The organism is Pseudomonas sp. LG1D9, from assembly GCF_002949995.1.
GTDB classification, from domain to species: Bacteria; Pseudomonadota; Gammaproteobacteria; order Pseudomonadales; family Pseudomonadaceae; genus Aquipseudomonas; species Aquipseudomonas proteolytica.
Genome location: NZ_CP026881.1, coordinates 4885198 through 4911386, shown reverse-complemented (window position 1 = coordinate 4911386; position 26189 = coordinate 4885198). Strand labels below are relative to the sequence as shown.

11 protein-coding genes and 2 pseudogenes are annotated in these 26189 nt (G+C 64.2%); 7 read left to right on the top strand and 6 right to left on the bottom strand.

Annotated elements, in window-relative coordinates:
• Window positions 1-31: 31 nt before the first annotated feature.
• The 4 genes from C5F71_RS22990 to C5F71_RS22975 are packed head-to-tail and all read left to right on the top strand — an operon-like array spanning window position 32 to window position 3514.
• Window positions 32-952 (top strand): metal ABC transporter substrate-binding protein, encoded by a 921-nt coding sequence (locus tag C5F71_RS22990; protein WP_029300635.1) that lies wholly within the window; start codon window positions 32-34, stop codon window positions 950-952.
• Entirely contained in the window at window positions 949-1695 is a 747-nt protein-coding gene (locus tag C5F71_RS22985; protein WP_104912014.1) for a metal ABC transporter ATP-binding protein, read from the top strand. Before C5F71_RS22990 ends, C5F71_RS22985 begins: the two co-directional genes overlap by 4 nt.
• The gene (locus C5F71_RS22980) at window positions 1692-2591 is read left to right on the top strand and encodes a metal ABC transporter permease (protein WP_029300631.1); all 900 of its coding nucleotides are present in this window, start codon (window positions 1692-1694) and stop codon (window positions 2589-2591) included. The genes C5F71_RS22985 and C5F71_RS22980 overlap by 4 nt, the downstream gene beginning before the upstream one ends.
• Window positions 2591-3514 (top strand): metal ABC transporter solute-binding protein, Zn/Mn family, encoded by a 924-nt coding sequence (locus C5F71_RS22975; RefSeq protein WP_104912013.1) that lies wholly within the window; start codon window positions 2591-2593, stop codon window positions 3512-3514. The genes C5F71_RS22980 and C5F71_RS22975 overlap by 1 nt, the downstream gene beginning before the upstream one ends.
• Window positions 3515-4759: 1245 nt before the next feature.
• Here C5F71_RS22975 and C5F71_RS22970 read toward each other — a convergent pair.
• From C5F71_RS22970 to C5F71_RS22950, 5 genes and pseudogenes are all read right to left on the bottom strand, one after another.
• Window positions 4760-4984: an MbtH family protein gene (locus C5F71_RS22970; RefSeq protein WP_029298158.1), complete on the bottom strand. Its 225-nt coding sequence runs from the start codon at window positions 4982-4984 to the stop codon at window positions 4760-4762.
• Window positions 4985-5063: 79 nt separating this feature from the next.
• A complete protein-coding gene (locus C5F71_RS22965; protein ID WP_029298156.1) occupies window positions 5064-6476 on the bottom strand; it encodes an aspartate aminotransferase family protein in 1413 nt (470 codons plus the stop codon).
• Between the two features lie 155 nt (window positions 6477-6631).
• Window positions 6632-7404: pseudogene (locus C5F71_RS22960) on the bottom strand (N-acetylmuramoyl-L-alanine amidase).
• Window positions 7405-7527: 123 nt separating this feature from the next.
• A pseudogene (locus C5F71_RS22955) lies at window positions 7528-8846 on the bottom strand (ATP-binding protein).
• On the bottom strand, window positions 8846-9526 hold the full coding sequence (locus C5F71_RS22950; protein WP_029298151.1) for a response regulator: 681 nt from the start codon (window positions 9524-9526) through the stop codon (window positions 8846-8848). Before C5F71_RS22950 ends, C5F71_RS22955 begins: the two are co-directional and overlap by 1 nt.
• Before the next feature lie 171 nt (window positions 9527-9697).
• Between C5F71_RS22950 and dsbD the strand changes: the two genes are divergently transcribed.
• Genes dsbD through dsbG form a run of 3 tightly spaced genes read left to right on the top strand, consistent with a single transcriptional unit; the run spans window position 9698 to window position 13034 of the window.
• Entirely contained in the window at window positions 9698-11428 is a 1731-nt protein-coding gene (dsbD, locus tag C5F71_RS22945; protein ID WP_104912012.1) for a protein-disulfide reductase DsbD, read from the top strand.
• The gene (locus C5F71_RS22940; RefSeq protein WP_029298147.1) at window positions 11428-12297 is read left to right on the top strand and encodes a TlpA disulfide reductase family protein; all 870 of its coding nucleotides are present in this window, start codon (window positions 11428-11430) and stop codon (window positions 12295-12297) included. The genes dsbD and C5F71_RS22940 overlap by 1 nt, the downstream gene beginning before the upstream one ends.
• Entirely contained in the window at window positions 12273-13034 is a 762-nt protein-coding gene (gene dsbG, locus C5F71_RS22935; RefSeq protein WP_104912011.1) for a thiol:disulfide interchange protein DsbG, read from the top strand. The genes C5F71_RS22940 and dsbG overlap by 25 nt, the downstream gene beginning before the upstream one ends.
• A gap of 166 nt (window positions 13035-13200) precedes the next feature.
• On the opposite strand, the gene C5F71_RS22930 is transcribed toward dsbG, so the two are convergent.
• Window positions 13201-26145, bottom strand: coding sequence for a non-ribosomal peptide synthetase (locus C5F71_RS22930; RefSeq protein WP_104912010.1), 12945 nt, complete (start codon window positions 26143-26145; stop codon window positions 13201-13203).
• Window positions 26146-26189: the final 44 nt, after the last annotated feature.

Sequence of the window (26189 nt, the reverse complement as noted above, 5' to 3'; positions counted from 1 at the left end):
CACGCTGTCTCCGAGAGAAGATCGATTACCCATGTCTATGTCATCTCCCTTGCTCCGCCTGCTGCTGGTGGGCCTGTTCAGCGTCTTGCTGACCCCCCTGGCCAATGCCGAGGCGGCCAAGCGCCTGCGTATCGGTATCACCCTGCACCCTTACTACAGCTACGTGGCGAACATCGTCGGCGACAAGGCCGAAGTGGTGCCGCTGATTCCGGCCGGCTTCAACCCCCATGCCTACGAGCCGCGCGCCGAAGATATCAAGCGCATTGGCACCCTGGACGTGATCGTGCTCAATGGCGTTGGCCATGATGACTTTGCCGACCGCATGATCGCCACCAGCGAGCGCCCGGACATCCCGGTGATAGAAGCCAACGCCAATGTGCCGTTGCTGGCGGCCACCGGCAACGCGGCCCGTGGCGCCGGCAAGGTGGTCAACCCGCACACCTTCCTGTCCATCAGCGCCTCCATTGCCCAGGTCAACAACATCGCCCGGGAACTGGGCAAGCTCGACCCGGACAACGCCAAGACCTACACCCAGAATGCCCGCGCCTATGGCAAGCGCCTGCGCCAGATGCGCGCCGATGCCCTGGCCAAACTCACCAGCGCGCCCAACGCCGACCTGCGCGTGGCCACGGTGCATGCCGCCTACGACTACCTGTTGCGCGAGTTCGGCCTGGAAGTGACCGCCGTAGTGGAACCGGCCCATGGCATCGAGCCAAGCCCGAGCCAACTGAAAAAAACCATCGACCAACTGCGCGAGCTGGACGTGAAGGTGATCTTCTCGGAGATGGATTTCCCGTCCTCCTACGTCGATACGATCCAGCGCGAGTCGGGGGTCAAGCTGTACCCGCTGTCGCATATTTCCTACGGGGAATACAGCGCCGAGAAGTATGAAGTGGAAATGACCGGCAACCTCAATACCGTGGTCCGCGCCATCCAGGAGTCGGGGGCATGACGGCGGCTGAACATCTGAATGTGGCCAGCATCGGCCCAACGATTGAGTTCGATAACGTCTCGCTGACCCTGGGCCGTACCGCGATCCTCGATAACGTCAGCTTCCAGGTGCAACCGGGCAGTATCCACGCCCTGGTCGGCCCCAACGGCGGCGGCAAGAGCTCGCTGATCAAGACGCTGCTGGGGCAGACCCCGCACCAGGGCCAACTGAGCCTGCATTGGCCGGGTACTCCCGGCACCATCGGCTACGTGCCCCAGGCCTTGGAATTCGACCGGGGCCTGCCGATGACCGTCGATGACTTCATGGCCGCGATGTGCCAGCGGCGCCCGGCCTTTCTCGGCCTGTCCCGGCATTACGCCGGCGCAATTGGCGAGGCGCTGGAGCGCGTGGGCATGCAAGACAAGCGCAAGCGCCGCATGGGCGCGCTGTCCGGCGGTGAGCGCCAGCGTGTGTTGCTGGCCCAGGGCTTGATCCCGGCGCCGCAACTGCTGGTGCTCGATGAACCGATGTCGGCCCTCGACGAAGCCGGGATCCAGGTGTTCGAACGCCTGCTGGGCGACTGGCGCCAGGCCGGGATCACCGTGCTGTGGATCGAACACGACCTGGAGGCCGTCGGTCGCCTGGCGGACCGTGTCACCGGCCTGAACCGCCGCTTGCTGTTCGACGCCACGCCCAAAGAGGCACTGACCCCGGAGCGCCTGCTGACGCTGTTTTCCACTCACCCACGGAGCGCAGCCCAATGAGCTACGAAGCCTTTCGCTTGATGGTCCAGGGCTGGGCCTCCTCCGGCTACCTGCCGGAAGCCCTGGCCTATGGGTTTGTGGTCAACGCCCTGCTCGCCGGCCTGCTGATCGGCCCGGTGCTGGGTGGCCTGGGCACGCTGGTGGTGGTCAAGCGCTTTGCGTTCTTCTCCGAAGCTGTCGGCCACGCCGCACTCACCGGCGTGGCCGTGGGCATTCTGCTGGGGGAACCCTACACCGGGCCTTACGGCAGCCTGTTCGGTTACTGCCTGTTGTTCGGCATCCTGCTCAACTACCTGCGCAACCGCACCGGCCTGGCCCCCGATACGCTGATCGGCGTGTTCCTCTCGGTGTCCCTGGCGCTGGGCGCAAGCCTGTTGCTGATCCTGGCGGGCAAGATCAACGTACACATCCTGGAAAACGTGCTGTTTGGTTCGGTCCTGACCGTCAACGGCAATGACCTGCTGGTGCTGGCGATTGTCGGGTCACTGGTGATGGCCCTGGCGCTGCCGCTGTACAACCGCATCATGCTCGCCAGCTTCAACCCACAGCTGGCCGCCGTGCGTGGTGTGGCCGTGAAGACCCTGGACTACCTGTTCGTGATCCTCGTGACCCTGATCACCGTGGCGGCAGTCAAGGTCATCGGCGCGATCCTGGTGGGAGCCTTGCTGGTGATTCCGGCCGCTGCGGCGCGCCTGTTGAGCCAGTCGCTCAAGGGGTTCTTCTGGATCTCGGTGGTGATTGCCACGGTCAGCACCCTGTGCGGGATTCTGCTGCCGATCATCTTCGACCTGCCCATCCCGTCCGGTGCCGCGATCATCCTTGTCGCCGGCATCGCCTTCGCCCTGGCCGCCATTGCGCGCGGCACGGTCCCCAGCCTGAAAGGGAATCTTGGATAATGCGCCCTGTTCTACGCCCCCTGGCCCTGGCCATCGCTTGCCTGATCAGCCCTGCGCTGCTGGCAGCCGCCCCTGCCAAACCACTGCCGGCCGCCGCCCAATCGGCCAAACCGGTCAAGGTCCTGGCGGCCTTGCCCGTAACCTACGGCCTGGCCGAAACCCTGCTCAAGGGCACCCAGGTCAAGCTTGAACGCGCGGCCCCGGCCAACCTGCCGGGTTCGCGCCAGACCTCCTACTTTACCGGCCGCGGTGCGCCGGCCCTGCACACCCTGGCGCTGGACGCCGACGCCGCGATCGGCCTGCGTTCGCTGTGGCCGGATGACCCGCTGTACCCAGTGGCCCGACGCAGCAATATCCGCATCGTCGAAGTGGACGCCGCGCGCCCGGTAGACGGTGGTTTGCCGGGCGTGGCCCTGCAACCAGGGACGGTGGATGGCCTCAACAGCCAGCCGTGGCAATCGAGCAACAACCTGGGGCGCATGGCCGATGTCATGGCCGCCGACCTGAGCCGCCTGGCGCCTGGCGCCAAGGCACAAATCGACAGCAACCTGGCCAGCCTCAAGCAACGCCTGCTCAAGCTCACTGCCGACAGCGAGGCACGCCTGGCCCAGGCCGACAACCTGAGCGTGGTCAGCCTGAGCGATCATTTTGCTTATCTGGTGAGTGGGTTGAATCTGGAGTTGGTCAGCACCGATCCGCGACCGGATACCGAATGGTCCGCCGAGGCGTTGCAAACATTGACGACCAGCCTGAAGGACAACGACGTGGCACTGGTAGTGCACCATCGTCAACCGACTGAGGCAGTGAAAACAGCCATCAGCGCGGGGGGATCGAAGCTGCTGGTGCTGAGCACTGACGGCGCAGACCCGGTGGCGGAACTGGAAGGGAATGTGGATCAGGTGATCAAGGCTTTGGCGCCCTGAAAGCACTGCAATACCTATGTGGGAGCGGGCTTGCCCGCGATGGCGGTGTATCAGTCAACTAATGTATCGACTGACACTTTGCCATCGCGGCATAGGTATCTACACAACTACGCCGCAACGCCTAAATCCAGGCAGATAGCGCAGTTGTGGCGAGCGGGCTTGTCGGGACGCCGCATCGCCCGCTCTGGGCTGCAAAGCAGCCCTAAACCCGGCCATCGCGGTTTATCTGAAGAAACGCGGGGGGCTTTTTGGGGCTGCTTCGCAGCCCAGCGCGGGCGATGCGGCGTCCCGACAAGCCCGCTCGCCACGGGGAGTTCGTCAGTTTCTGAAAGTTGTGTAGATACCCATGGCCATCGCGGCATGAGTATCTACACAACTCGCTCTTCTGAGTATGTGTACATATCCGTTGCCGCGGTCGCGGCGGGTATGGGTTCCGCCCTTACGGCGGCTCACTTTTGAACAGCGCAAAAGTAAGCAAAACGCTCTTGCCCCACCACTCGGTGCCTCGCCTAGGCTCGGCATGCCCGCAGTCAGGCATTGCTCCGTGGGCCCGCCGCGATCGGCCATCCATGGCCGTGTCGCGGCTACCCCGGCATCCTGCCGGGGTGCCCACTACGCAATACCTGCCTGCGGCCATCGTGGTTTGACGGGGCGCCTAAGATCAAAAGCCAGATCAAAAACAGAGCAACAGCAACGCCAGAGCGCGAAGCTGCATTCCCCTGTGGGAGCGGCGGTGCGACTTGCTCGCGAATGCGGTGTATCAGTCAATATATCCATCACTGACCCACCGCATTCGCGAGCAAGCCCGCTCCCACAAGGGGCACGCGCACGATTCGACGATCAGGTCGGCTGTCAGGCCGCCTCGCTCTGCTTGTGATTTTGATCTTAGCGCCCCGTTGAACCACGCTGGCCGTCATCCGATATTGATTTGGGGGGTAAACCGGCAGGACGCCGGTTTAGCCGCGCTGGGCCATGGATGGCCCATCGCGGCGGCCCCCCAAATCAATGTCGGATTACGGGCACACCGAGCCTAGGCGAGGTGCCGAGTGGTGGGGCAAGAGCGTTTTGCTTACTTTTGCGCTGTTCAAAAGTGAGCCGCCGTAAGGGCGGAACCCATGGCCGCCGTTACCGCAGCAATGGATATGCCCCCTACATCAGCGCAAAACCCAGAGCCCAGAAGTATCAGAGAGTTGTGTAGATACTCATGGCCATCGCGGGCAAGCCCGCCCCCACATTTTTTTGCGTTCAGCCAGCGATTGCCTGGGCATCCATCTTCTGGCGCAGGCTCAACGGCCGCATATCAGTCCACACCTCTTCGATGTAGGCCAGGCACTCTTTCTTCATCCCGCTTTTACCCACGGTGCGCCAGCCTTCTGGCACGGCTTTGTAGTCGGGCCAGATGGAATACTGTTCTTCATGGTTGACCACCACCTGGAACAGGATGTCTTCGCGGTCAAATACTGAGGTCATTGCGGTTCTCCGTCACTCAAAGGCTGCCACGCACTGCGCGTGGCTGATGTATGTAGGAACGTACGACAGCAGCGGAAAATTAGAGACTCGCCACGGCTGCCGCCAGCGCCCGCCCAAAGATCTCTGCCACCCGGTCGATTTGTGCGGCGGTGATGACCAGAGGGGGAAGGAAACGCACCACGCTGCCATGGCGCCCGCCCAGCTCCAGGATCAACCCACGCTTGAGGCATTCACGCTGCACCAGCGGCGCCAATTGCCGATGGACCGGCGGGTGGCCCTGGACGTCGGGCGTGCCGCTCGGGTTGACCAGTTCCACCCCGAGCATCAGGCCACGCCCGCGAATGTCCCCCAGTTGCGGGAAGTCGCGCTGCAGGATGCGCAAGTGCTCAGCCAGGCGCTCCCCCATGGCCGCCGCATGATCAGCGACGTTGTGCTCCTTGAGGTAGCGCATCACTGCCGAACCCGCCGCCATGGCCATCTGATTACCACGGAAGGTACCGGCATGGGCGCCCGGCAGCCAGGTGTCGAGCCACTCGCGATACACCACCACCGCCAGCGGCAGACTGCCACCAATGGCTTTGGACAGCACCACCACATCCGGGACAATGCCCGCATGCTCAAAGGCAAACATCTTGCCGGTGCGGCCAAAACCGCTCTGGATCTCATCGACAATCAGCGCCACACCGGCCTGCTCGGTAATCCGCCGCAGGCCGCGCAGCCAGTCGAGGTCGGCCGGAATCACACCGCCCTCGCCCTGCACCACTTCGACGATCACTGCCGCCGGCAGCAATACGCCCGCCTCCGGATCGGTGAGCAGGTTTTCCAGGTAATGCAGGTTGACCTTGACCCCTTCTGCCCCGCCCAGGCCGAACGGGCAGCGGTAGTCATAGGGGAATGGCAAAAACTGCACACCGTTGGACAGCAAGGCACCCAACGGTTTTTTCGGCCCCAGGCTGCCCATCAGGCTCAACGCGCCCTGGCTCATGCCGTGATAACCGCCCTGGAACGACAACACCGTGCTGCGCCCCGTGGCGGTACGCACCAGTTTCAGCGCGGCCTCCACCGCATCGGTGCCGGTGGGGCCGCAAAACTGGATCTTTGCCTCACGCGCCAGTTCAGCGGGTAGCAGGCCGAACAGGTCTTGCACAAACTGATCCTTGACCGGCGTGGTCAAGTCCAGGGTATGCAGGGGCAACTCGTCCAGCAGCACCTGTTGGATCGCCTCGATCACCACCGGATGGTTATGGCCCAGCGCCAATGTACCGGCCCCGGCCAGGCAGTCGATAAAGCTGCGGCCTTCAACATCCTCGACATAAATACCCTTGGCCCGCTTGAGCGCCAGGGGAATGCGCCGGGGGTAGCTGCGCGCATTGGACTCCTGCTGGCGCTGGCGGGCCAGCAGCGGTGATTCATCGAACTGGTAAAGCGTTTCTGCTGGAGTCGGGCTGGCCGATGCCAGCGAATCCTCAATGCGACTGGTAGCGACTGACATCTCTAGATCCCTCAATACGCTGATGATGGTGACCAAACTGCCAACCCGTTGACGTCTGGCCCCCAAAGGGCGTGCGCACGGATTTCCTGTTCTGGAAACGCATCAGCGGCGTGGGGATTTACACCAATGCCTGCGAAAAACCGGCAAATGACCGGTCACTCACCGGCACTGGTGTACTTTTCATTCAGCGCATAAAGAATCGCGCAGGTCTCGATATCCAGTTGCCCGCGATAGTCGGCGGGCCGAAAGTGCATCTGGAAGGCGCGCACCCGCTGCTGGAACGCCAGGCGGTTTTTCGCCGGGGCGTAGCCGTAGCGCTGGAAGGCCCGTTCGATCTCCACTTCCTGCGGCAACCCCATGCGAAAGCGCCGCTCATAGGCCCCCTTGGCGCCTTCATCAAACCAGGCGCCAATGCCCGCCTTGAACAAACCCTGCCAGGGCAACTGTGGCCCTGGGTCACTTTTGCGCCAGAACGCCACATCCGCATGGCCGACGATATCGGTGGCGCCTATCTGCGGATGACGCGCGCAAATGTCGTGGATCAGCGCGATCAGTACCTCGACTTGCTCCGGATCATAGGCAGGGAAGGTAAATACCCCTCATCATCGCGGGCCAGGTTAACGATCTCGATGCCGATCGAGCGACTGTTGACGTTATCGCGGCCCGCCCAATGACTGGCTCCCGCATGCCAGGCGCGCTGGTGCTCACCCACCAGTTGGAACACCCGCAGCTCGTCGTAGCCGGCGTTGCGATAGCTGGCCTCGTGGGGATCGGGCAACAGGTAATGGGCACTGACACCCTGCTGGGTCAGGGTACGCAGGGAGCAGGCAAAGGGCGCGGCGGTGTAATGCACAACCAACTGGCGCACGGCTTCGCCATTGCGCTGATTAAAATCCTGGGCGGGATAAGTGGAATCGATGACCAACATAGGCGCTGTCCTTTTCAATACAGGCTGAGTCATTCAGCCGGCAAACCTACAAACACAAAAATTACCGCCATCCTGAAGCGTCGGGCCTGAGGATGGCGGTAGTTACGTGTATGCAAGGAAGGATCAGCGCCGCAATGGCATACCGAGTTCGACGCGCAGGCCGTCGGGCTGGCTGTCGAAGGCCAGGGAACAGGAACAGCGCTGGACAATCGCCTGCACGATGGCCAGGCCCAGGCCACAACCGCCGCTGTTGCCATTGCGCCAGAAACGCTGGGTCAGGTGTTGCAGGTCTTCGCTGGAGATCGGCGCGCCATGGTCGCGCACGCGGAACACGACTTGATTGCCCTGGGTGAACACGCTCAGCTCCACCCGTGTATCGGCCGGGGTATGGCGCAGGGCGTTATCCAACAAATTGCGCAACGCGGCAACCGCCAGGCCCACGGGCATTTCCACCGGGTCCTGGGGCAGGTTGTCGGGCAGGATCAGGTCGATACGCCGATTATCCCCGGCGTTGGCGTCCTGGATCGCCAGGCGTGCCACTTGCTCGGCGCTGGACTGCAAGCCGTCATCAAACGACAGGCTGCCCTCGACCCGCGCCAGCAGCAGCAATTGCTCAAGGGTGCGATGCAGGCGGTCGGCGCCCTCCTCGGCGTGGGCCAGGGACTGGTCGCGGGCGGCGCCTTCGGTCATGCGCGCCACTTGTAGATGGGTCTTGATCGCCGTCAGGGGCTGCGCAACTCATGGGCAGCATCGCCGGTCAGCCGGCGCTCACGCTCGATGGTCTTGGCGATGCGTTGCAGCAGTTGGTTCTGGGTGTCGAGCAACGGCTTGAGCTCGCTGGGCAACGGATGAATCTGCAACGGCTCAAGGGAGTCGGCGCTGCGCCGCATCAAGGCATCGCGCATGCGGTTGAGCGGCACCAGGCTCTGGCCGATCCCCAGCCATAACAGGCACAGGCAGCCCAACAGGGCCACGCCCACCGGTACCGAGGCCGCCAACAGGATCGACATATTCAGCGCCTCGCGCTCTACCTGGCGGTCGGCGGTGGTGATAAACAGATCGCCCCGGGCCAGGGTAAAGGTGCGCCAAGCGGCACCGTCGATGATCTGGTCACGAAAACCGCTCTGCCGGGACTCCAACCCCTGGTCCGGGGTGGTGTGGCTACGGGCCAGGACTTCGCCACGCAACGAACTGACCTGGCACGCCATGCCACCGGGCACATTCAATTGCTCGGCACCAAAGCGCTTGCCCTCGCCGACGCTGGCCAGGCCCGGCATCTGCTCCATCAGCCCGGCCACCATGCGCGCCGAAGCCACCAGCCGCTGGTCCAGGGAAAACATCATCTGGTTACGCAGGTCGTTGAGCATCCAGGCCGCCGCCAGCACCCAGATCAACACAAAAGCGGCGCCCAGCTTGAATGTCAGGCGCAGGCGCAGGCTCATCACGAGGCGTCATCTCCAGCATCCGCCGGGCCCAGGCGATAGCCCAGGCCGCGCACGGTCTCGACAATGCCGTTGCCCAACTTACGGCGCAGGTGGTGGATATGCACGTTCAAGGCGTTGCTTTCCAGCTCATCGTTGAAGCCATAGACGCTGTCTTTGAGTTGCTCGCTGGACAGCACGCGGCCACGGTTGTGCAGCAGTGCCTGCAGCAACGCCTGTTCGCGACGGGAAAGGTCCACCGGCTTGCCGCCCAGCAGCGTTTCCCGGCTGCTGGGGCTGTAACTCAGGCGGCCATGTTCGATCAGGTCGACGCTACGCCCAGCCACCCGGCGCAGCAGGGTCTGCAGGCGGGCGGCCAATTCGCGCAGGTCGAAAGGCTTGAGCAGATAATCGTCGGCGCCGGCTTGCAGGCCGTCGACGCGGTTGGTCACCGAATCCCGTGCGGTGAGGATCAGCACCGGAATTTCCAGGCCCGCACTGCGCTGTTGCTGCAACAGTTTGAGGCCGTCCTCATCGGGCAGGCCGAGGTCCAACACCATGATGTCGAACTGCGCTGCCTTGAGCATCGCCCGGGCGGCAGCTGCCGTGCCCACGCGCTCGACGGTAAAGCCCTGGGCACCAAGACCGGCAACGATGCCACTGGCGATCAGTTCATCGTCTTCACAGACCAGTACGTGCATGGTGAGCCCTTTGCAAAAGTGCTGATTTAAAGGATGGCGGATTAAGCGCGCATTATGCCGCTAAAAGATGCACGCTCAGATAATCCCTACACTCTAGAATAGCCCGGTTAATCATCGGTTAATCAGCGCCACACATTGTGTGCCCCACTTGCATCGAACTAAGGCTTGACCATGCGGCATCTGTTTATCTTCCTGCTGGTGTTGTTCACTGGGTTGGCCCAGGCCACGCCTGGCAACAATCCATTCGAGACCCAACCTGAATTCCTCCCGGTGGGCAAGGCCTTCACCTTTACTTCCGAGCGCCTGGCTTCCGGTGAAACCCAGCTGTATTGGCAGATTGCCGACGGTTATTACCTTTACCAGCAACGCATGAAGTTCGACGGCCTGGCCCAACAACCGGTGCTGCCGCAAGGCGAAGCCCATAGCGATGAGTTCTTTGGCGAACAGCAAGTGTATCGCCAGGGCCTGGAAGTGAAGCTCCCGGCCGACGCCACCGGCCAGGTCAAGCTGGGCTGGCAGGGCTGTGCCGATGCCGGCCTGTGCTACCCGCCACAATCGATCACCGTGGACCTGGGCGGCAACCCCGCCGTGGCGGCCACCGCCGAGGCCCAGGATCAGAGCCTGGCCAGTGGCCTGCAACAACGCAGCCTGGGTTGGAGCCTGCTGGTGTTCTTCGGCTTGGGCCTGTTGCTGGCATTTGCCCCTTGCTCGCTGCCGATGCTGCCAATCCTCGCCGGCCTGGTGGTGGGCAGCGGCGCCAGCCCACGCCGTGGTTTTGCCTTGGCCAGCAGTTATGTGGTGTGCATGGCCTTGGTCTATGCCGCACTCGGCGTAATGGCCGCGCTGGCCGGCAGCAACCTCGCCGCCCTGCTGCAAACCCCCTGGATTCTGGGCAGCTTCGCCGCATTGTTCGTGATCCTGGCCCTGCCGATGTTCGGTTTCTTCGAACTGCAATTGCCGGCCTTCCTGCGCGACCGCCTGGACAACGTCACCCGCAAGCAAAGCGGCGGCAGCCTGGTCGGGGCCGGCGTGCTCGGCGCCTTGTCCGGCCTGCTGGTGGGCCCGTGCATGACCGCGCCCCTGGCCGGCGCCCTGCTGTACATCGCACAAAGCGGCAACGCCCTGCACGGTGGCCTGATCCTGTTTGCCATGGGCATCGGTATCGGCGTGCCATTGCTGCTGCTGGTGACCGTGGGCAACCGCTTCCTGCCCAAGCCGGGTACGTGGATGAATGTGCTCAAGGGCATCTTCGGCTTCCTGTTCCTTGCCACCGCCGTCTTGATGATTCGCCCGGTGATCGACGAAAGCCTGTGGCTGGGTCTGTGGGGCGTGCTGGCGCTGGTCATGGCCTACTGCGGCTGGAGCCTGGCCCGCGAATATGGGTTGGCCGCCAAGGTACTGGGCGCAGGTTCCCTGGTCCTGGGGCTGTGGGGCGCGATCCTGGTCGTAGGTGCCGCTGGAGGCAGCGATGACCTGTGGCAGCCGCTGAAGGTCTTCGGCGGTTCGCCGGCCGCCAGCGCGCCGACGGCCCATGACGCTTTCACCACGATCAACGACCCGGCGGCCCTGCAAGCCCAGCTAGACAGCGCCAAGGCCCAGGGCCAATGGGTGCTGCTGGACTATTACGCCGACTGGTGCGTGTCGTGCAAGATCATGGAAAAACAGGTGTTCGGCAAACCCGAAGTGATGGCTGCACTCAAGGACGTGCGCCTGCTGCGCCTGGACGTGACTGCCGACAACGCCGCCAGCCGCGAACTGCTGGGCCGCTATAAAGTCCCCGGGCCACCCAGTTTTGTGTGGATCGGCCCCGAGGGTGAAGAGCGCCGCGCCCAGCGCATCACCGGCGAAGTGGATGCCGCAGCCTTCCTGCAACGCTGGACCCAGACCCGGGACGCACGCTGATGCTGACCTTGACCATCGGCACCTTCGCCATCGCCCTCAACCACCTGCTGCTGATCAGTGCGCTGATCCTCGCCACGCTGGTGGGCTGGCGCGTGGCCAAGCGTGGCGGCGAGAACCCCGAATCGGTGCTGTTCAGCCTGTTCCTGCTGGGCATGCTCAGTGCGCGGGTCAGCTTTGTCCTGATGTATTGGGCCTATTACCGCGACGATCCCCTGCAAATCGTCGACCTGCGCGACGGCGGCTTTCTCGCCTGGCCCGGCGTCATCGCCCTGTTGCTCGGCGCCCTGCTCTGGGGCTGGCGGCGCCCGGCCCTGCGCAAGCCGTTGAGCGCCGGGGTCATCACCGGCCTGGCGTTCTGGGCGCTGGCCAGTTTCTCCCTGAACATCTACGAAAAAGGCACCCGCCTGCCCGACATCGCCCTGCGCAATGCCGATGGCGAAACCGTGCAACTGGCCGACTATCAGGGCGGCCCGCTGGTCATCAACCTGTGGGCCACCTGGTGCCCGCCCTGCCGGCGAGAAATGCCAGTCCTGGAAAACGCTCAGAAGCAACGGCCTGACGTGACCTTCCTGTTCGTCAACCAGGCCGAAAGCATGCAGAGCGTCAGCACCTACCTGGCCACCCAGGGCCTGAACCTGGACAACGTACTGTTCGATGCCAGTGGTCGTCTCGGCCAGGCGGTGGGCTCCATGGCCCTGCCCACTACCCTGTTCTATCAACCCGACGGGCGTCTTATCAACAGCCACCTGGGTGAGTTGTCCCAGGCCAGCCTGGCCCGCGCCATGGAATCTTTCGCCCCCACGGACTCGACCGCCGCCCAGCCGGCCCCAACAAGGAAACCCCTATGCCCCGCCTCCGCCACTTGCTGACCCTGTTGCCCCTGACCCTCGCCGCCAGCCTCGTACACGCTGAAGAATGGCCCGCACCGATCAAACAGATCGAAGCCAAAGGCGCCAAGATCATCGGCAGCTTCGACGCACCAGGCGGCCTCAAGGGGTATGCCGCGCAGTACCAGAACCGCGGCATGGCGCTGTACCTGACCGCCGATGGCCAACACGTGCTCGCCGGCAACCTGTACGACGCCAAGGGCAACGACCTGAGCACCGCGCCCCTGGAAAAACTGGTCTACGCGCCAATGGCCAAGGAAATCTGGGCCAAGATGGAACAGAGCAGTTGGATCCAGGACGGCGATAAAAACGCACCGCGCACCGTCTACCTGTTCAGCGATCCCAACTGCCCGTACTGCAACATGTTCTGGGAACAGGCACGGCCCTGGGTCAAGGCCGGCAAGGTGCAGTTGCGGCACATCATGGTCGGAATCATCCGCGAGGACAGCCCCGGCAAGTCCGCGGCGCTACTGGCCAGCAAAGACACAGCCCTGGCCCTGCAAGAGCATGAGTCTGCGGGTAAAGCCAGCAAGCTCAAGGCGTTGGCCAAGATCCCGGCCGAGATCCAGGCCAAGCTCGATGCCAACATGAAGTTGATGGATGAATTGGAGTTGTCGGCCACCCCGGCGATTTTCTATCTGGATGACAAGGGGCAACTGCAGCAACAGCAAGGGGCGCCGTCGCCGGATAAGTTGGGGAAAATCTTAGGCCCCAAATAGCTACGACGGCCTATAAATAATGCTCCCTCGTAGCGAGGGAGCATTATTTTTCACACTTACAACGTTTTCCTTACGCCATTAGTCCTTACAGAACCCACGAAAAACCCTATCCAACCGACCAGCGACGTCGCCCCCCCGAAGCGCTCCTGGGAAACGACCACCAGCCTTAAAGCCCCTCCAGCTCCGCCATCAAATCACTCAACCGATCCACCGTCCCGGCGCTGATCTGCTTGGCCGCCAAGCCTTCGATATAGGTCGCCAGTTCCGCCACCGTGCTGCATTCGAACATCGCCCGCAACGGTACATCCTGCTGCAGGGTTTTCTGCACGCGCGAGGCGATTTGCGTGGCCAGCAACGAGTGCCCACCCAGTTCGAAGAAGTTATCCAGCACGCCCACCTGCTCGACCTTCAGCACCTCGGCCCAGATCGTGGCCAGGGTTTGCTCCAGCTCGCTGCGCGGGGCCAAGTAGTCCTGGCTGTGCAGTTGGCCGATCTCCAGGGCCGGCAAGGCCTTGCGGTCGAGTTTACCGTTGGCGTTCAACGGCAGGCGCTCCAGCCATAGCCAATGCAACGGCACCATGTACTCCGGCAGTTCGGCACGCAGGCGTTGCTTGATGCGGTCCAGGCGCTCACCGGGGTTGAGGCTGGCCTCGCTCGCCACCAGGTAGCCGACCAGGTGCTTGCCATTCACGCCTTCCTGCACACCCACCGCAGCGTAGCGCACCTCGAGCTGTTCGTGCAGGCGCGCTTCGATTTCACCCAGTTCAATGCGATAACCGCGAATCTTCACCTGATGATCGATACGCCCGACGTACTCCAGCACGCCGTCACTGCGCCGACGCGCCAGGTCGCCGGTGCGATACAGCCGCTCCCCCGGTGCACCAAACGGATCCGGCACAAACACCTGGGCGGTGCGCAGCGAGTCGCTGACATAACCACGGCCCACACCGGTGCCGGCCACGCACAACTCACCGACCGCACCTTGCGGCACCAGCTCCAGCGCGCCATCGAGCAAGTACAAACGGTTGTTATCCGTCGGTGTACCAATCGGCAGGTAGGTGCCACGGGTCGAGGCCAGATCCACGCGGAAGAACGCCACGTCATCCGAGCACTCCGCCGGGCCGTAGGCGTTGACCAGGCCGATATCCGGGTAGCGCAACAGCCATTGGTGCGCCAACGCAGGCAACATCGCTTCGCCGGTCGGCAACATCCAGCGCAGGCCATCCAGGTTGATGTGGTCCTGGGCGAGCATGCCCTGGATCAGCGACGGCACGCTTTCCAGAACCGTGATGCCCTGGGCCTGGACATGGGTCAGCAAACCCTGCGGGTCATGGGCAATGATGTTGGGCACGATGTCCACCCGCGCGCCGAACAGCGGCGCAGCGAGGAACTGCCACACGGAAATATCAAAACTCTGCGAGGCCGTCTGGGCGATCACATCCTGCTCGCTCAGTTGCAGGTACGGCACCTTGCTCAGTTGGTTGTTGAGCATGCCGCGCTGTTCGACCATCACGCCCTTGGGCAGCCCGGTGGAGCCGGACGTATAGATTACATAGGCGAGGTTGTCCCCGTTGCTATAGATCCCCGGGTCGGTATCCGCGCCCTCCACCTCTTCCCACACCAGCAACTTGGGCCGCGCGCCACAGGCAAAATCTTCGAGCAGGGCCTGCGCCTGTTCATGGCAGGCCTGGGTGCACACCAGCAATGGCGTGCGGCTCAAGTCGATGATCCGGCTCAAACGCTGGGTCGGCAGGCCAGGATCCAGCGGCAGGTAACCCGCTCCGGCCTTGAAGCTGCCGATGATCATGCCCAGCAGATCCAGGCCACGCTCGGCCAGCAGTGCCACCGGCTGATCCAGGCCGACACCCGCCGCGACCAGCGCATGGCCCAGGCGGTTGCTGTGCTGGTTGAGCTCGGCATAGGTCCATCGCAGGTCCTGGCAACTGGCGGCAATGCGCTGCGGATGCTGCGCCACTTGCTCTTCGAACAGTTCGACGTAGCTGCGCTCCAGCGGGTAGTCATGAGCGCTTTGGTTGCAACCGTCCACCAGGAATTCACGCTCCTGCTCGCCGATCAGCGGCAGGTCGGCCATGTCGCCATGGAAGCCCTGCACCAGCGCCAGCAGCAGGCGCTTGAACTCAGCGAGCATGCCTTGCACGGTGGTTTCATCGAAATAACGCTGGTCGTAGGACAGGTGCAGCCCCAGGTCATCACCTGGGTAGCACACGGCCGTCAGCGGGAAGTTGGTGTGGGTGCGGCCCGAGTCCGAGGTGGCATTCAGGCTTTGTGCGCGGTCCAGTACCGAGACTTCCACCGGGGCGTTTTCAAATACAAACAGGCTGTCGAACAGCGGCTGGCCCTTGGGCAGTTCGCTGTGCTCCTGGATCGTCACCAGCGGCAGGTACTCGTATTCGCGCAGTTGCATATTGCTGTCGAGCAAGGTGCTCAACCACTGGCGCACGCTGCACGGCTGATCGTCTTCGGGCACCTTGACCCGCAGGGCGATGCTGTTGATAAACAGGCCGACCGTGCGCTGCATCTGCGGCATGTCCACCGGGCGCCCCGCCACGGTGACGCCGAACAACACGTCACGCTCGCCACTCAAGCGCCGTAGCACCAAGGCCCACGCCGCCTGGGCGAAGGTGTTCACGGTCAACTGATGCGCCTGGGCCAGCTCGCGCAATTGCGCACCGTCGCGTACATCCAGGCGGGTGTAGCAATCACCCACCACCATGCCGCCGCTATGGCCGGCGTGTTCGCGCATGAATGGCCGGTCGCTCGGAATGGACGTGGTGCGCTCAAAGCCTTGCAGGTTCTGTTGCCACCACTGCCGCGCCTCGGCCAGGTTCTGGCGTTGCAGCCAGGCGATATAGTCGCGATAGCGTGGCGGCGCTGCCAACTGCGCCTCGCGGCCTTCACCCAGGGCCATGTAGATATCGAAGAAGTCATTCATCAACAACGAGCGGCACCAGGCATCGATCAGGATGTGGTGGTTGCTCATCATGAACCAGTAGCGGGCTTCGCCGACGCGGATCAGGCGCAGGTGGAACGGTGCCTGGTTGAGCAGATCGAAACCGGCCTCGCGCTCGCTTTTGAGCAGGGCTTGCAGGCGTGGCTCCTGTTGTTCGGCCGGGGTACCGGTCCAGTCCAGGTATTCGATGGGCGTGCTGCCGGGCTTGTGGATCACCTGCAACATGTCTTCGCCGACATTCCAGCAGAACGACGCACGCAAGGCCTCGTGCCGGGCGATCACGGCTTTCCAGGCCAGGGCAAAGCGCTCGGGGTTGAGCTCGCTGTTGATGCGGTAGCGGTCCTGCATGTAGTACAGCCCGGTGCCCGGCTCCAGCAGGGTATGCAACAGCAAACCCTCCTGCATCGGTGTCAGCTGGTACACGTCCTCGATGGCGCTGGCCGGCACCGGCAACGCATCCAGCTGTGCCTGGGTCAGGTGCGCCAGGGGGAAATCGGACGGCGTCAGGCCACCGGCGTCGTCGCGCAGGCAGTGGGCGATCAGGCTTTGCAACTCGCCCAGGTAGGCATCGGCCAGTTCGCTGATGGTCTGCTGGTCGTGGCGCTCGCGGCTGAAGGTCCAGCGCAGCACCAATTCGCCGCCATACACCTGGCTGTCCACACTCAAGGCGTTGGGCAGCGGCGCATCCGGATCATGGGCCGGGCCGGCAGACGCTTCCAGTGGATGGAACAGCGCCTGGCTATCAAAACTCTGGTCGAACTGCCCCAGGTAATTGAAGGTAATCGAAGCACTCGGCAACGCGGCCATGGCCTGGCGACAGGTGCTGTCGGCCAGGTACCGCAGCACGCCATAGCCCAGGCCCTTGTGGGGCACCGCGCGCAGTTGCTCCTTGATCGCCTTGATCGATGCGCCCTGGCCGCTGGCCTCTTCGATATCCAGCGGGGTCAGGCGCAGCGGGTACGCGCTGGTGAACCAACCGACACTGCGAGTCAGGTCGATCTCATCGAACAGGGTTTCGCGGCCGTGGCCTTCCAATTGGATCAGCGTCGACTCGTGCCCGCTCCAGCGGCACAGCACGCGGGCCAGTGCGGTCAGCAGCAGGTCGTTGACCTGGGTGCGATAGGCGCTCGGCGCCTGCTGCAGCAATTGGCGGGTGCGCTCGGCATCCAGGCGCACGCTGACGGTCTGCGCGTCGCGATTGCGCAGGCTACCGTGCGCGCGGTCCACCGGCAGTTCAACCGCTGGGCCGGCCAACTGTTGCTGCCACAGGCGCAGTTCTTCACGCAGGGATTCACTGCTGGCATAGGCCTGCAAACGCGCGGCCCAGTCACGCAATGCGCTGGTCTTGGCCGGCAGGCTGACTGCCTGGCCGTCGCTCAACTGGCGATAGACGTTTTGCAGGTCTTCGAGCAATACGCGCCAGGACACGCCGTCCACCACCAGGTGATGGATCGCGATCAGCAAGCGTTGCTGCCCCATCGGCCCGTCCACCAGCAAGGCGCGCAGCAGCGGGCCGTGCTCCAGGTCGAGGCTGCGCTGGGCATCGGCGAACAGCGCCTCGCACTGCTGCATATCCGTCACCTGGGCCAGCCACAACACTCCGCCTTCCGGCACCGCCAGATGCTCGGCATGCCATTGCGCATCGCGCTGGGTAAAGCTCAGGCGCAGGGCGTCGTGATGTTCCAGCACCGCCAGCAGCGCCTGCTCCAGGCGGCGCGGGTCGAGGGCCTGCACCGGCGCCAGTAGCAGCGCCTGGTTCCAGTGGTGACGCGCCGGGATCGGGCTGTCGAAGAACCAATGCTGGATCGGCGTCATGCCCGAAGGGCCAGTCAATACACCCTGCTCGGCCGTGATCTGCTCACTGCGCGTGGCCACCGTCGCCAGGGCCTGCACAGTCTGGTGCTGGAACAGGTCGCGCGGGCTGAAGTGAATCCCCGCCTGCCGCGCCCGGCTGACCACCTGGATCGACAGGATCGAATCACCGCCCAGTTCGAAGAAGTTGTCGTGCAGCCCGACCTGCTGCACGTTAAGCACCGCACACCAGATCGCGGCGAGGCTCAGCTCCAGCTCATTGCTCGGCGCCACGTACGCTTGCCGATTGGCCTCGGCGTCCGGTTGCGGCAAGGCGCGGCGGTCGAGCTTGCCGTTGGCGGTCAGCGGCATGCTGTCCAGCACCATCAGGTGCGTGGGCACCATGTAGTCCGGCAGTTGCGCCTTGAGGTGCACTTTGAGCGCCTCGCGCAAGGCAGTGTGATCGCTGGCATCGCTGACCAGATACGCCGCCAGTTGCTTGCCACTCGGCGCGTCGAGGGCCAGGACCACCGCCTCACGCACCGCCTCATGCTCAAGCAGGCGGGTTTCGATCTCGCCCAGTTCGATGCGAAAACCACGGATTTTCACCTGATGGTCGATCCGCCCCAAGTACTCCACCAGGCCATCGGCGCGTTGGCGCACCAGATCGCCGGTGCGATAGAGCCGCCCGCCATCGGCATACGGGTCAGCCACAAAACGCTCGGCGGTCATGCCCGGACGCTGGTGATAACCCTGGGCCAGGCCGGCACCGCCGACGAATAGCTCGCCAGTGGCACCTTGGGGCACCAATGCCAAGTCGGCGTCCAGGATATAGGCAACCCGCGCGCCGATGATGCTACCGATCGGCACGCTGCCAGCGCCCTCCTCCAGCACCTCGGGGGCCAGGCTGGCCAGGGGCATGACCACCGTTTCGGTCGGCCCGTAGGCATTGAAGAACAGCGCCGGCTGGAACGCCGCACGGATACGCGCCAAATGCTCGCCGGTCAGGGCTTCGCCGCCAGTGATGCACATGCGCACCGGCAAGGTTTGGTTTTGGGTGGCGAGCCATTGCGCCAACTGGCTGCCATAGCTTGGGGTAAAGCCGAGGATAGTGATGCGATGCTCACGGATCAGCCCGCAGATTTCTTCGGCATCCCATTGGCCCTGGGCGCGCAATACCACCTGCGCACCGCTGAGCAGCGGCACCAGCAAGCGCTCGGTGGCGGCGTCGAAGTTGATCGAATAAAAATGCAGTTCGCAATCGTCGGCGCGCATGCCAAAGCGCTCGATCACGGCCTGGCAATGCATGGCGATTTCACCGTGGGACACCACCACGCCCTTGGGCTTGCCAGTGGAACCGGAGGTGTAGATCAGGTACGCCTGATGTTGCGCCAGGCTGATCGCTGGCAGGTCGCCGGCTGGATAATTGGCGAGCACCGGCAGGTCATCTTCCAGGCACCAGCAACTGACGCTGGCAGGCAGCGTGCCCAGGGCGTCGAACATCGCCGCATCGCTGAGCAACAGGCCGATGCCGCTGTCTTCGATCATGTAGTGCAGGCGGTCCAGCGGGTATTCCGGGTCCAGCGGCACATAGGCGCCACCGGCCTTGAGGATCGCCAGCAGGCCGATGACCATTTCCAGGGAGCGCGGCAGCGCCAGGCCGACCCGCACCTGCGGGCCAACCCCGCGCTCGCGCAGCATCCAGGCCAGGCGATTGGCGCGGCTGTCCAGCTCGCGGTAGCTCAGGGTCTGGCCGGCAAAGGTCAGCGCCGGGGCCTCGCCACGGGCCTGGACCTGCTGGCTGAACAGGTGATGGATGCACTGGTCGAGACGGTGCTCGCCGGCCTCGATCCCGAGGCTGTCTTGCAGGGCACGCTGCTCATCGATCTGCAGCAGCGCCAGCTCGCTCAAACGCTGCTGCGGATCGGCGATCAGCGCCTCCAGCAGGTTGCACCAATGGGCCGCCATGCGTGCAATGCGCAGCTCGTCGAACAGGTCGGTGCTGTAGGTCAGGCAGCAACCCAGGCGATGGTCGAGGTCGGTGACTTCCAGGTTGAGGTCAAACTTGGTGGCACGCGCGTCGTTGGCCAGGTATTCGACGGTCATTGCGGCCAGTTGCCGGCTTTGCTGGAATTCCCAGCGCTGCACATTGCACATCACCTGGAACAGCGGGTTATACGCGGCACTGCGCGGCGGTTGCAGGGCTTCCACCAGATGGTCGAATGGCAGGTCCTGATGGGACTGGCCCTCGATCACGGTGTGGCGCACGTGCTCAAACAGCTCGCCGACGCGCATCTGCCCGTCGAGCTGGCAGCGCACGACCTGGGTGTTGAGGAAGGCACCGATCAGCCCTTCGCTTTCCGGGCGGATCCGGTTGGCCACTGGCGCGCCGATGCGCAGGTCGGTCTGGCCGCTGTAGCGGTAGAGCAGCGTCGCCAGGGTTGCGGTCATGGTCATGAACAGCGTCAGGCCATGCTCGGCATTGAAGGCGCGAACCCTGGCGGCCAGGTCGGCGCTGAGGTCAAAACGGTACAACTCGCCCTGATGACTCTGCACCGCCGGGCGTGGCCGATCGCTGGGCAGTTCCAGCAAGGGATGTTCGTTGCCCAGTTGCGTGGTCCAGTAGTCGAGCTGGCGCTGACGCTCACCGGCCTCCAGCCATTGGCGCTGCCACACGCTGTAGTCCAGGTACTGTACCGGCAGGGGTTCGAGCGGCGATTCGCGCTCATCGATAAAGGCTTCGTACAGCGCGCTGAGTTCACGGGCGAAGATGTCCATGGCCCAGCCTTCGGTGACGATATGGTGCAGGGTCAGCACCAGGTAGTGCTCCTGATCGCCAGCCTTGACCAGGCAGGCGCGCAGCAATGGCCCGGTCTCCAGGTTGAACGGGCTGTGGGCTTCCTGGTCGGCCAGTTGCTGCAAGCGCAGTTGGCGCTCGGCCTCGGTCAGGCCCGAGAAGTCCTGCCAGCTCATGCGCACGCTGCTTTGCGCGGCGACTTTCTGCCGGGCCACGCCATCGATGCTCGGGAAGGTGGTGCGCAGGGTTTCGTGGCGCATGATCAAGGCTTGCAACGCCGCCTCGAAACGCCCCACATCCAGCACCCCGCGCAAGCGCGCCATGCCGCCGACGTTATAGGCCGGGCTGTCCGGCTCCATTTGCCAAAGGAACCACATGCGCTGTTGAGAATAGGACAGCGGCACCGGCTGGCTGCGATCGACCTTGCCAATCGCGGTCTGTTGGTTGCGCTGGCCGCTGGCCTGGATCAAGCGGACCTGCTCGGCAAAATCCCCCAACTCGCTGGCTTCAAACAAGGTGCGCAGCGGTAGCTCCACATCACAGGCCTGGCGTGTACGGGAGATGATTTGCGTGGCCAGCAGCGAGTGGCCGCCAAGGGCGAAGAAATCGTCGCGCAGGCCGATACGCGGCAGGCCCAACACCGTGCGCCAGATCCCGGCGATTTGTTGTTCCAGCGCGGTTTGCGGCTCTACGTGCTCACGCACCTGCCACACCGGCTCCGGCAAGGCACGACGATCCACCTTGCCGCTGGGGCTCAGCGGCATGGCGTCGAGGCGTATCAGTTGCGCCGGCACCATGTACTCCGGCAACTCGGCGGCCAGGGCGGCTTTCACGTCCTGCTCAGCCAACTCGCCGCTGGCGGTGTAGTAACCGATCAACTGCGCACCGCCGGCGGTGTCGCGGATCAGCACCACCGCCTGGGCGATGCCGTCCTGGGCCAGCAGCCGCGCCTCGATTTCTTCCGGTTCGACGCGAAACCCGCGCAGCTTGACCTGCTGGTCCAGGCGCCCGAGGTACTCCAGCACGCCATCGGCAGCCCAGCGCACGCGGTCGCCGGTGCGGTACAGGCGCGCGCCCGCCGCGCCCAGTGGGTCGGCCACAAAACGTTCAGCCGTCAGCCCCGCACGCCCCAGATAACCGCGGGCCAAGCCAATCCCGCCGATGCACAGCTCGCCCGGCACACCCGCCGGCAGCAGGTTGAATTGCGCGTCCAGTACCCGGCAAATCACATTGCCCAGTGGCCGGCCGATCGGCGAGCGTTCACCATCGGCATCCTGGCAATGCCAATGAGTGACGTTGATGGCGGTTTCGGTCGGCCCATAGCGGTTGTGCAACTGCACCGCTGGCCATTGCGCCAGGACCCGATTGCGCAATTCGGCGGGCAAGGCTTCGCCGCCGGAGAACACCCGGCGCAGGCTGGTGCACTCGGCCGCCAGGGGTTCATCAACAAACAGCTGCAACAGGGGCGGCACAAAATGCAGGGTGGTCACCCCGTGCTCCTGCACCAGCTGCGCAATGCGATGGGGGTCGCGATGCTCGCCGGGGCCGGCCAGTACCAGGCGGCAACCGGTGATCAGCGGCCAGAAGCATTCCCACACCGACACGTCGAAACTGATCGGTGCTTTTTGCATCAGTACATCGCTTTCATCCAACTGGTAGGTGGCCTGCATCCATTGCAAGCGCTCCGCCAGGGCGCCATGGGTATTGCCCACGCCCTTGGGCTGGCCGGTGGAGCCGGAGGTGTAGATCACATAGGCGAGGTTGTCGGGATCAAGGTGCAGGCCCGGCGCCTGGGTCGGCCAGCTGTCGAGCTTGAGGCTGTCCATGGCGATCACCGATACGCCCTCGGCCACCGGCAACTGTTGCAGCAGATGGGTCTGGGTCAGCAGCAATTGCACGCCGCTGTCGGCCAGCATGTAGGCCAGCCGGTCAGCCGGGTAGTCTGGGTCCAGCGGCACATAGGCGCCACCGGCCTTGAGGATCGCCAGCAAGCCGATCAGCAGTTGTGGCGAGCGCTCGGCGGCAATCGCCACGCACACGTCCGGGCCGACGCCTTTGTCACGCAGGTAATGGGCCAGGCGGTTGGCCTGGGTGTGCAGTTGGCCAAAGGTCATGCTGGCGTCCTGCCAGACCAGGGCGGTGCGCTCGTCGCTATGTTGGTTGAGCTGCACCGGCACCAGGTGCTGCGCCGGTGCGCAGGGTGCCTCGCTCCAGGTGCGTTGCTGGGCGTGTTCGTTGGCGTTCAGCAGCGGGATGTCGCCCAGCGCTTGTTGCGGTTGCGCGCAGACAGCCTGCAACAGGCTGACCAAATGCGCGGCCAGACGCTGGATAGTGCTGGCGTCGAACAGTTCGTCGGCGTAGTCGAATGACAGGCTCAGGCGCCCACTGCGGTCTTCTTCGCTATGCAGTTGCAGGTCGAACTTGGCTTCGCGGCTATGCCATGGCAACTCTTGCGCGAGCAGGCCCGGCAGGCGGCGCAAGGCGCTGAGGTCGCGCTGCTGGTGGTTGAACATGACCTGGAACAGCCCCTGTTCCCGGGCCTGTGGGAAAGCTTCCAGCAGTTGTTCGAACGGCAAGTCCTGATGGGCCTGGGCCTCGGTGGCCGCCAGGCGGGTCGCCGTCAGCAGCTCGCTGAACGGCAGGCGCGCATCCACCTCGGCGCGCAGCACCAGGGTGTTGATGAAGAAGCCGATCAGGCCCTGGGTTTCGTGACGCCCGCGGTTGGCGTTGGGCACGCCGATGCGGATATCGCGCTGGCCGCTGTAGCGGTGCAGCAGGCTCTGGAATGCCGCCAGCAACAGCACGAATGGCGTGGCCTGGTGGGCCTGGGCAGTCTGGCGGATGGCTGCGCCGAGGTCCGCATCCAGGCGCACGCTGTAGCGCGAAGCGCTGTGCCGTTGCTGGGCCGAGCGCGGGTGATCGGTGGCCAGGTTCAGGGTGGGATGTTCGTCGCCCAGTTGCCGCTGCCAGTAGGCCAATTGGCGCTGGCCTTCGCCTTCGGCCAGCCATTGGCGCTGCCAACTGCCGTAGTCGGCGTACTGCACGGCCAGGGCTGGCAACGCAAGGGGCTGGCCTTGGGACGCGGCGGCGTAGAGGCGCGAGAACTCATCGATCAATACATTCAGCGACCAGCCGTCAGCAATGATGTGGTGCATCGTCACCAGCAACTGGTGATCCTCATCGTCCAGACGCACTAGCGTGACCCACAGCAGCGGGCCCTGCTCCAGGTCGAATTGGGTGCGCGCCTCGTCCTCGCGGATCTGTGCGGCGCGGGCTTCACGCTCGGCCACGGGCAAGTCGCGCAGGTCGATGACTTGCACGGCAAACTCGCGCTGGGCATCGACACGCTGGTAGCCCTGGCCGTCGCGCTCATAGAAACGCGTGCGCAGCGCTTCGTGGCGCTGGATCAGTTGCGCGAAGCTTGCCTGCAGCGCGTCTTCATCCAGCTCGCCGCGCAGGCGCAAGGCGCCGGGGATGGTGTAGGCGCTGCTGTGAGGGTCCAGTTGCCAGGTGATCCAGAGGCGGTTCTGCGCCAGGGATTGCGGCATATCCTGCTGGCGTGACAAGGCGTTGATTGCGCCCTGGGCCACGCCACCGTCCTGCTGCAGTTGCCCGACACTGGCGGCAAAATCAGCCAGCACCGGCGCCTCGAACAACAGGCGCAAGTTAAGCTCCAGGCCCAGGCTCTCGCGCAGTCGTGCGACCACCTGGGTGGCGCTGATGGAGTTGCCGCCGAGCAAGAAGAAGTGATCATCGGCAGCCACCTGTGGCACTTGCAACTGCTCACACCAGATCGCGGCGATCTGCTGTTGCAGCGCCGACGCCAAGGCGCCCTCACCGGCCTGCACGGCCTGATCGGGGAACTGCGCGTAGCTGTCGAGGCTGCCATCGGCCAGGCGAGTGCGGCAGGCCGAACGCTGGACCTTGCCACTGGAGGTTTTCGGCAGCGCGCCGGGATTGAGCAGCACCACCACGCACGGCGCCTCTTGATAGGCCTCGGCCACCGCCTGGCGGATGGCTTTGATCAGGGCTTCGGGCGGCAGGATCTTCTGCACACTGCGGCTGATTTCTGCAGCAATGCCAATCCCTTCCAGGCCTTGGTCATTCACCGCAAACGCCGCGACACGGCCCTTGCGCACCACTTCCACTTCGCGCTCGACGGTTTGCTCGATGTCTTGCGGGTACAGGTTGTGGCCGCGCACGATCAACAGGTCTTTCAGGCGCCCGGTGATAAATACCTCGCCGTCACGCATAAAGCCCAAGTCTCCAGTGCGCAGCCAGGTGCGACCGGCATGCTGCACGAAGGTCTTGGCGGTGGCTTCGGGGTTGCGCCAGTAGCCGTGGGCAATGCTCGGGCCGGTGGCCCAGATTTCGCCGACGCAGCTGTCGGCCAGTTCCGCCAGGGTATGGGGCTCGACGATCAGCACCCCATGCTCGGGCTGGCTGGTGCCGCAGCTCATGATCGCGCTGCCCTGCCCCGGCTCCGCGCGATTGGCGGCCAGCGCCTGTTCGTCCAGGCGCAAGGCCGGGATGCCCTGGCCACGGGTGCCGCCAGCGACAAACAAGGTCGCTTCGGCCAGGCCGTAGGAGGCAAAGAAGTTGTTCGGGGTGAAGCCGCAGCGGGCGAATTTCTCGGCGAAACGTTCCAGGGTGTCCAGGCGGATTGGCTCGGAGCCGGAATAAGCCACACGCCAATGGCTCAGGTCGAGGCGCTCCAGGGCCGACTCGCTGACCCGCTCGCTGCACAGGCGGTAGGCGAAGTCGGGGCCGCCGCTGATGGTGCCGCGGTATTGGCTGATCGCTTCCAGCCAGCGCAAGGGCCGGCCGAGGAAGTACGCCGGCGACATCAACACGCACGGCACACCACTGAAGATCGGTTGCAACAGGCCGCCAATCAGGCCCATGTCGTGGTACAGCGGCAACCAGCTGACGATCACGTCATCGGGGTTGAGGTCGATGCCAAAGCCACGGCGGATCAGCAGTTCGTTGGCCACCAGGTTGCCGTGGGTGACTTGCACGCCCTTGGGCAAGGCCGTGGAGCCGGAGGTGTATTGCAGGAAGGCAATGTCGTCGTCCTGCAGGTCTGGTGCGACCCAGCCGGCAGCGCTTTCGCTGTGCAACTCATCCACGCAGAGCAAGGGCGGCGCTTCCTGGATTTGCCCCAGGGAGTCGCGCAAACCACTGCTGGTCAGCAACAGCCTTGGCTCGGCATCGGCAATGATCGACAGCAACCGCTCCTGGTGATGGCGACGGGTCGACTCTGGCGGATACGCCGGCACCGCAATGACCCCGGCATACAGGCAGCCAAAAAACGCCGCGACGTAATCCGGGCCGCTGGGAAACAGCAGCACCGCACGTTCGCCCAGCCCGGCCGAGGCCTGCAAGGCGGCGGCAATGGTGCGGGCGCGCAGGTCCAGATCACGGTAGCTGAGCACCACGGTGTCGTCGGCGGACTCGGCCAGGAAGCGCAGGGCCACCTGATCCGGGGTCTGCGTGGCACGGCGTTGGAGGGACTGGACCAGGGTGCGGGGAAGTTCGAAGGCGTCCATCATGGGGGGTTCCTGCCTGAAATCGGCTTACGGGGAAATCGGGGATA

Coding starts and splice junctions, on each gene's coding strand:
- C5F71_RS22990 (WP_029300635.1), top strand. CDS start 32: ATGTCTATGTCATCTCCCTTGCTCCGCCTGCTGCTGGTGGGCCTGTTC.
- C5F71_RS22985 (WP_104912014.1), top strand. CDS start 949: ATGACGGCGGCTGAACATCTGAATGTGGCCAGCATCGGCCCAACGATT.
- C5F71_RS22980 (WP_029300631.1), top strand. CDS start 1,692: ATGAGCTACGAAGCCTTTCGCTTGATGGTCCAGGGCTGGGCCTCCTCC.
- C5F71_RS22975 (WP_104912013.1), top strand. CDS start 2,591: ATGCGCCCTGTTCTACGCCCCCTGGCCCTGGCCATCGCTTGCCTGATC.
- C5F71_RS22970 (WP_029298158.1), bottom strand. CDS start 4,984: ATGACCTCAGTATTTGACCGCGAAGACATCCTGTTCCAGGTGGTGGTC.
- C5F71_RS22965 (WP_029298156.1), bottom strand. CDS start 6,476: ATGTCAGTCGCTACCAGTCGCATTGAGGATTCGCTGGCATCGGCCAGC.
- C5F71_RS22950 (WP_029298151.1), bottom strand. CDS start 9,526: ATGCACGTACTGGTCTGTGAAGACGATGAACTGATCGCCAGTGGCATC.
- dsbD (WP_104912012.1), top strand. CDS start 9,698: ATGCGGCATCTGTTTATCTTCCTGCTGGTGTTGTTCACTGGGTTGGCC.
- C5F71_RS22940 (WP_029298147.1), top strand. CDS start 11,428: ATGCTGACCTTGACCATCGGCACCTTCGCCATCGCCCTCAACCACCTG.
- dsbG (WP_104912011.1), top strand. CDS start 12,273: ATGCCCCGCCTCCGCCACTTGCTGACCCTGTTGCCCCTGACCCTCGCC.
- C5F71_RS22930 (WP_104912010.1), bottom strand. CDS start 26,145: ATGATGGACGCCTTCGAACTTCCCCGCACCCTGGTCCAGTCCCTCCAA.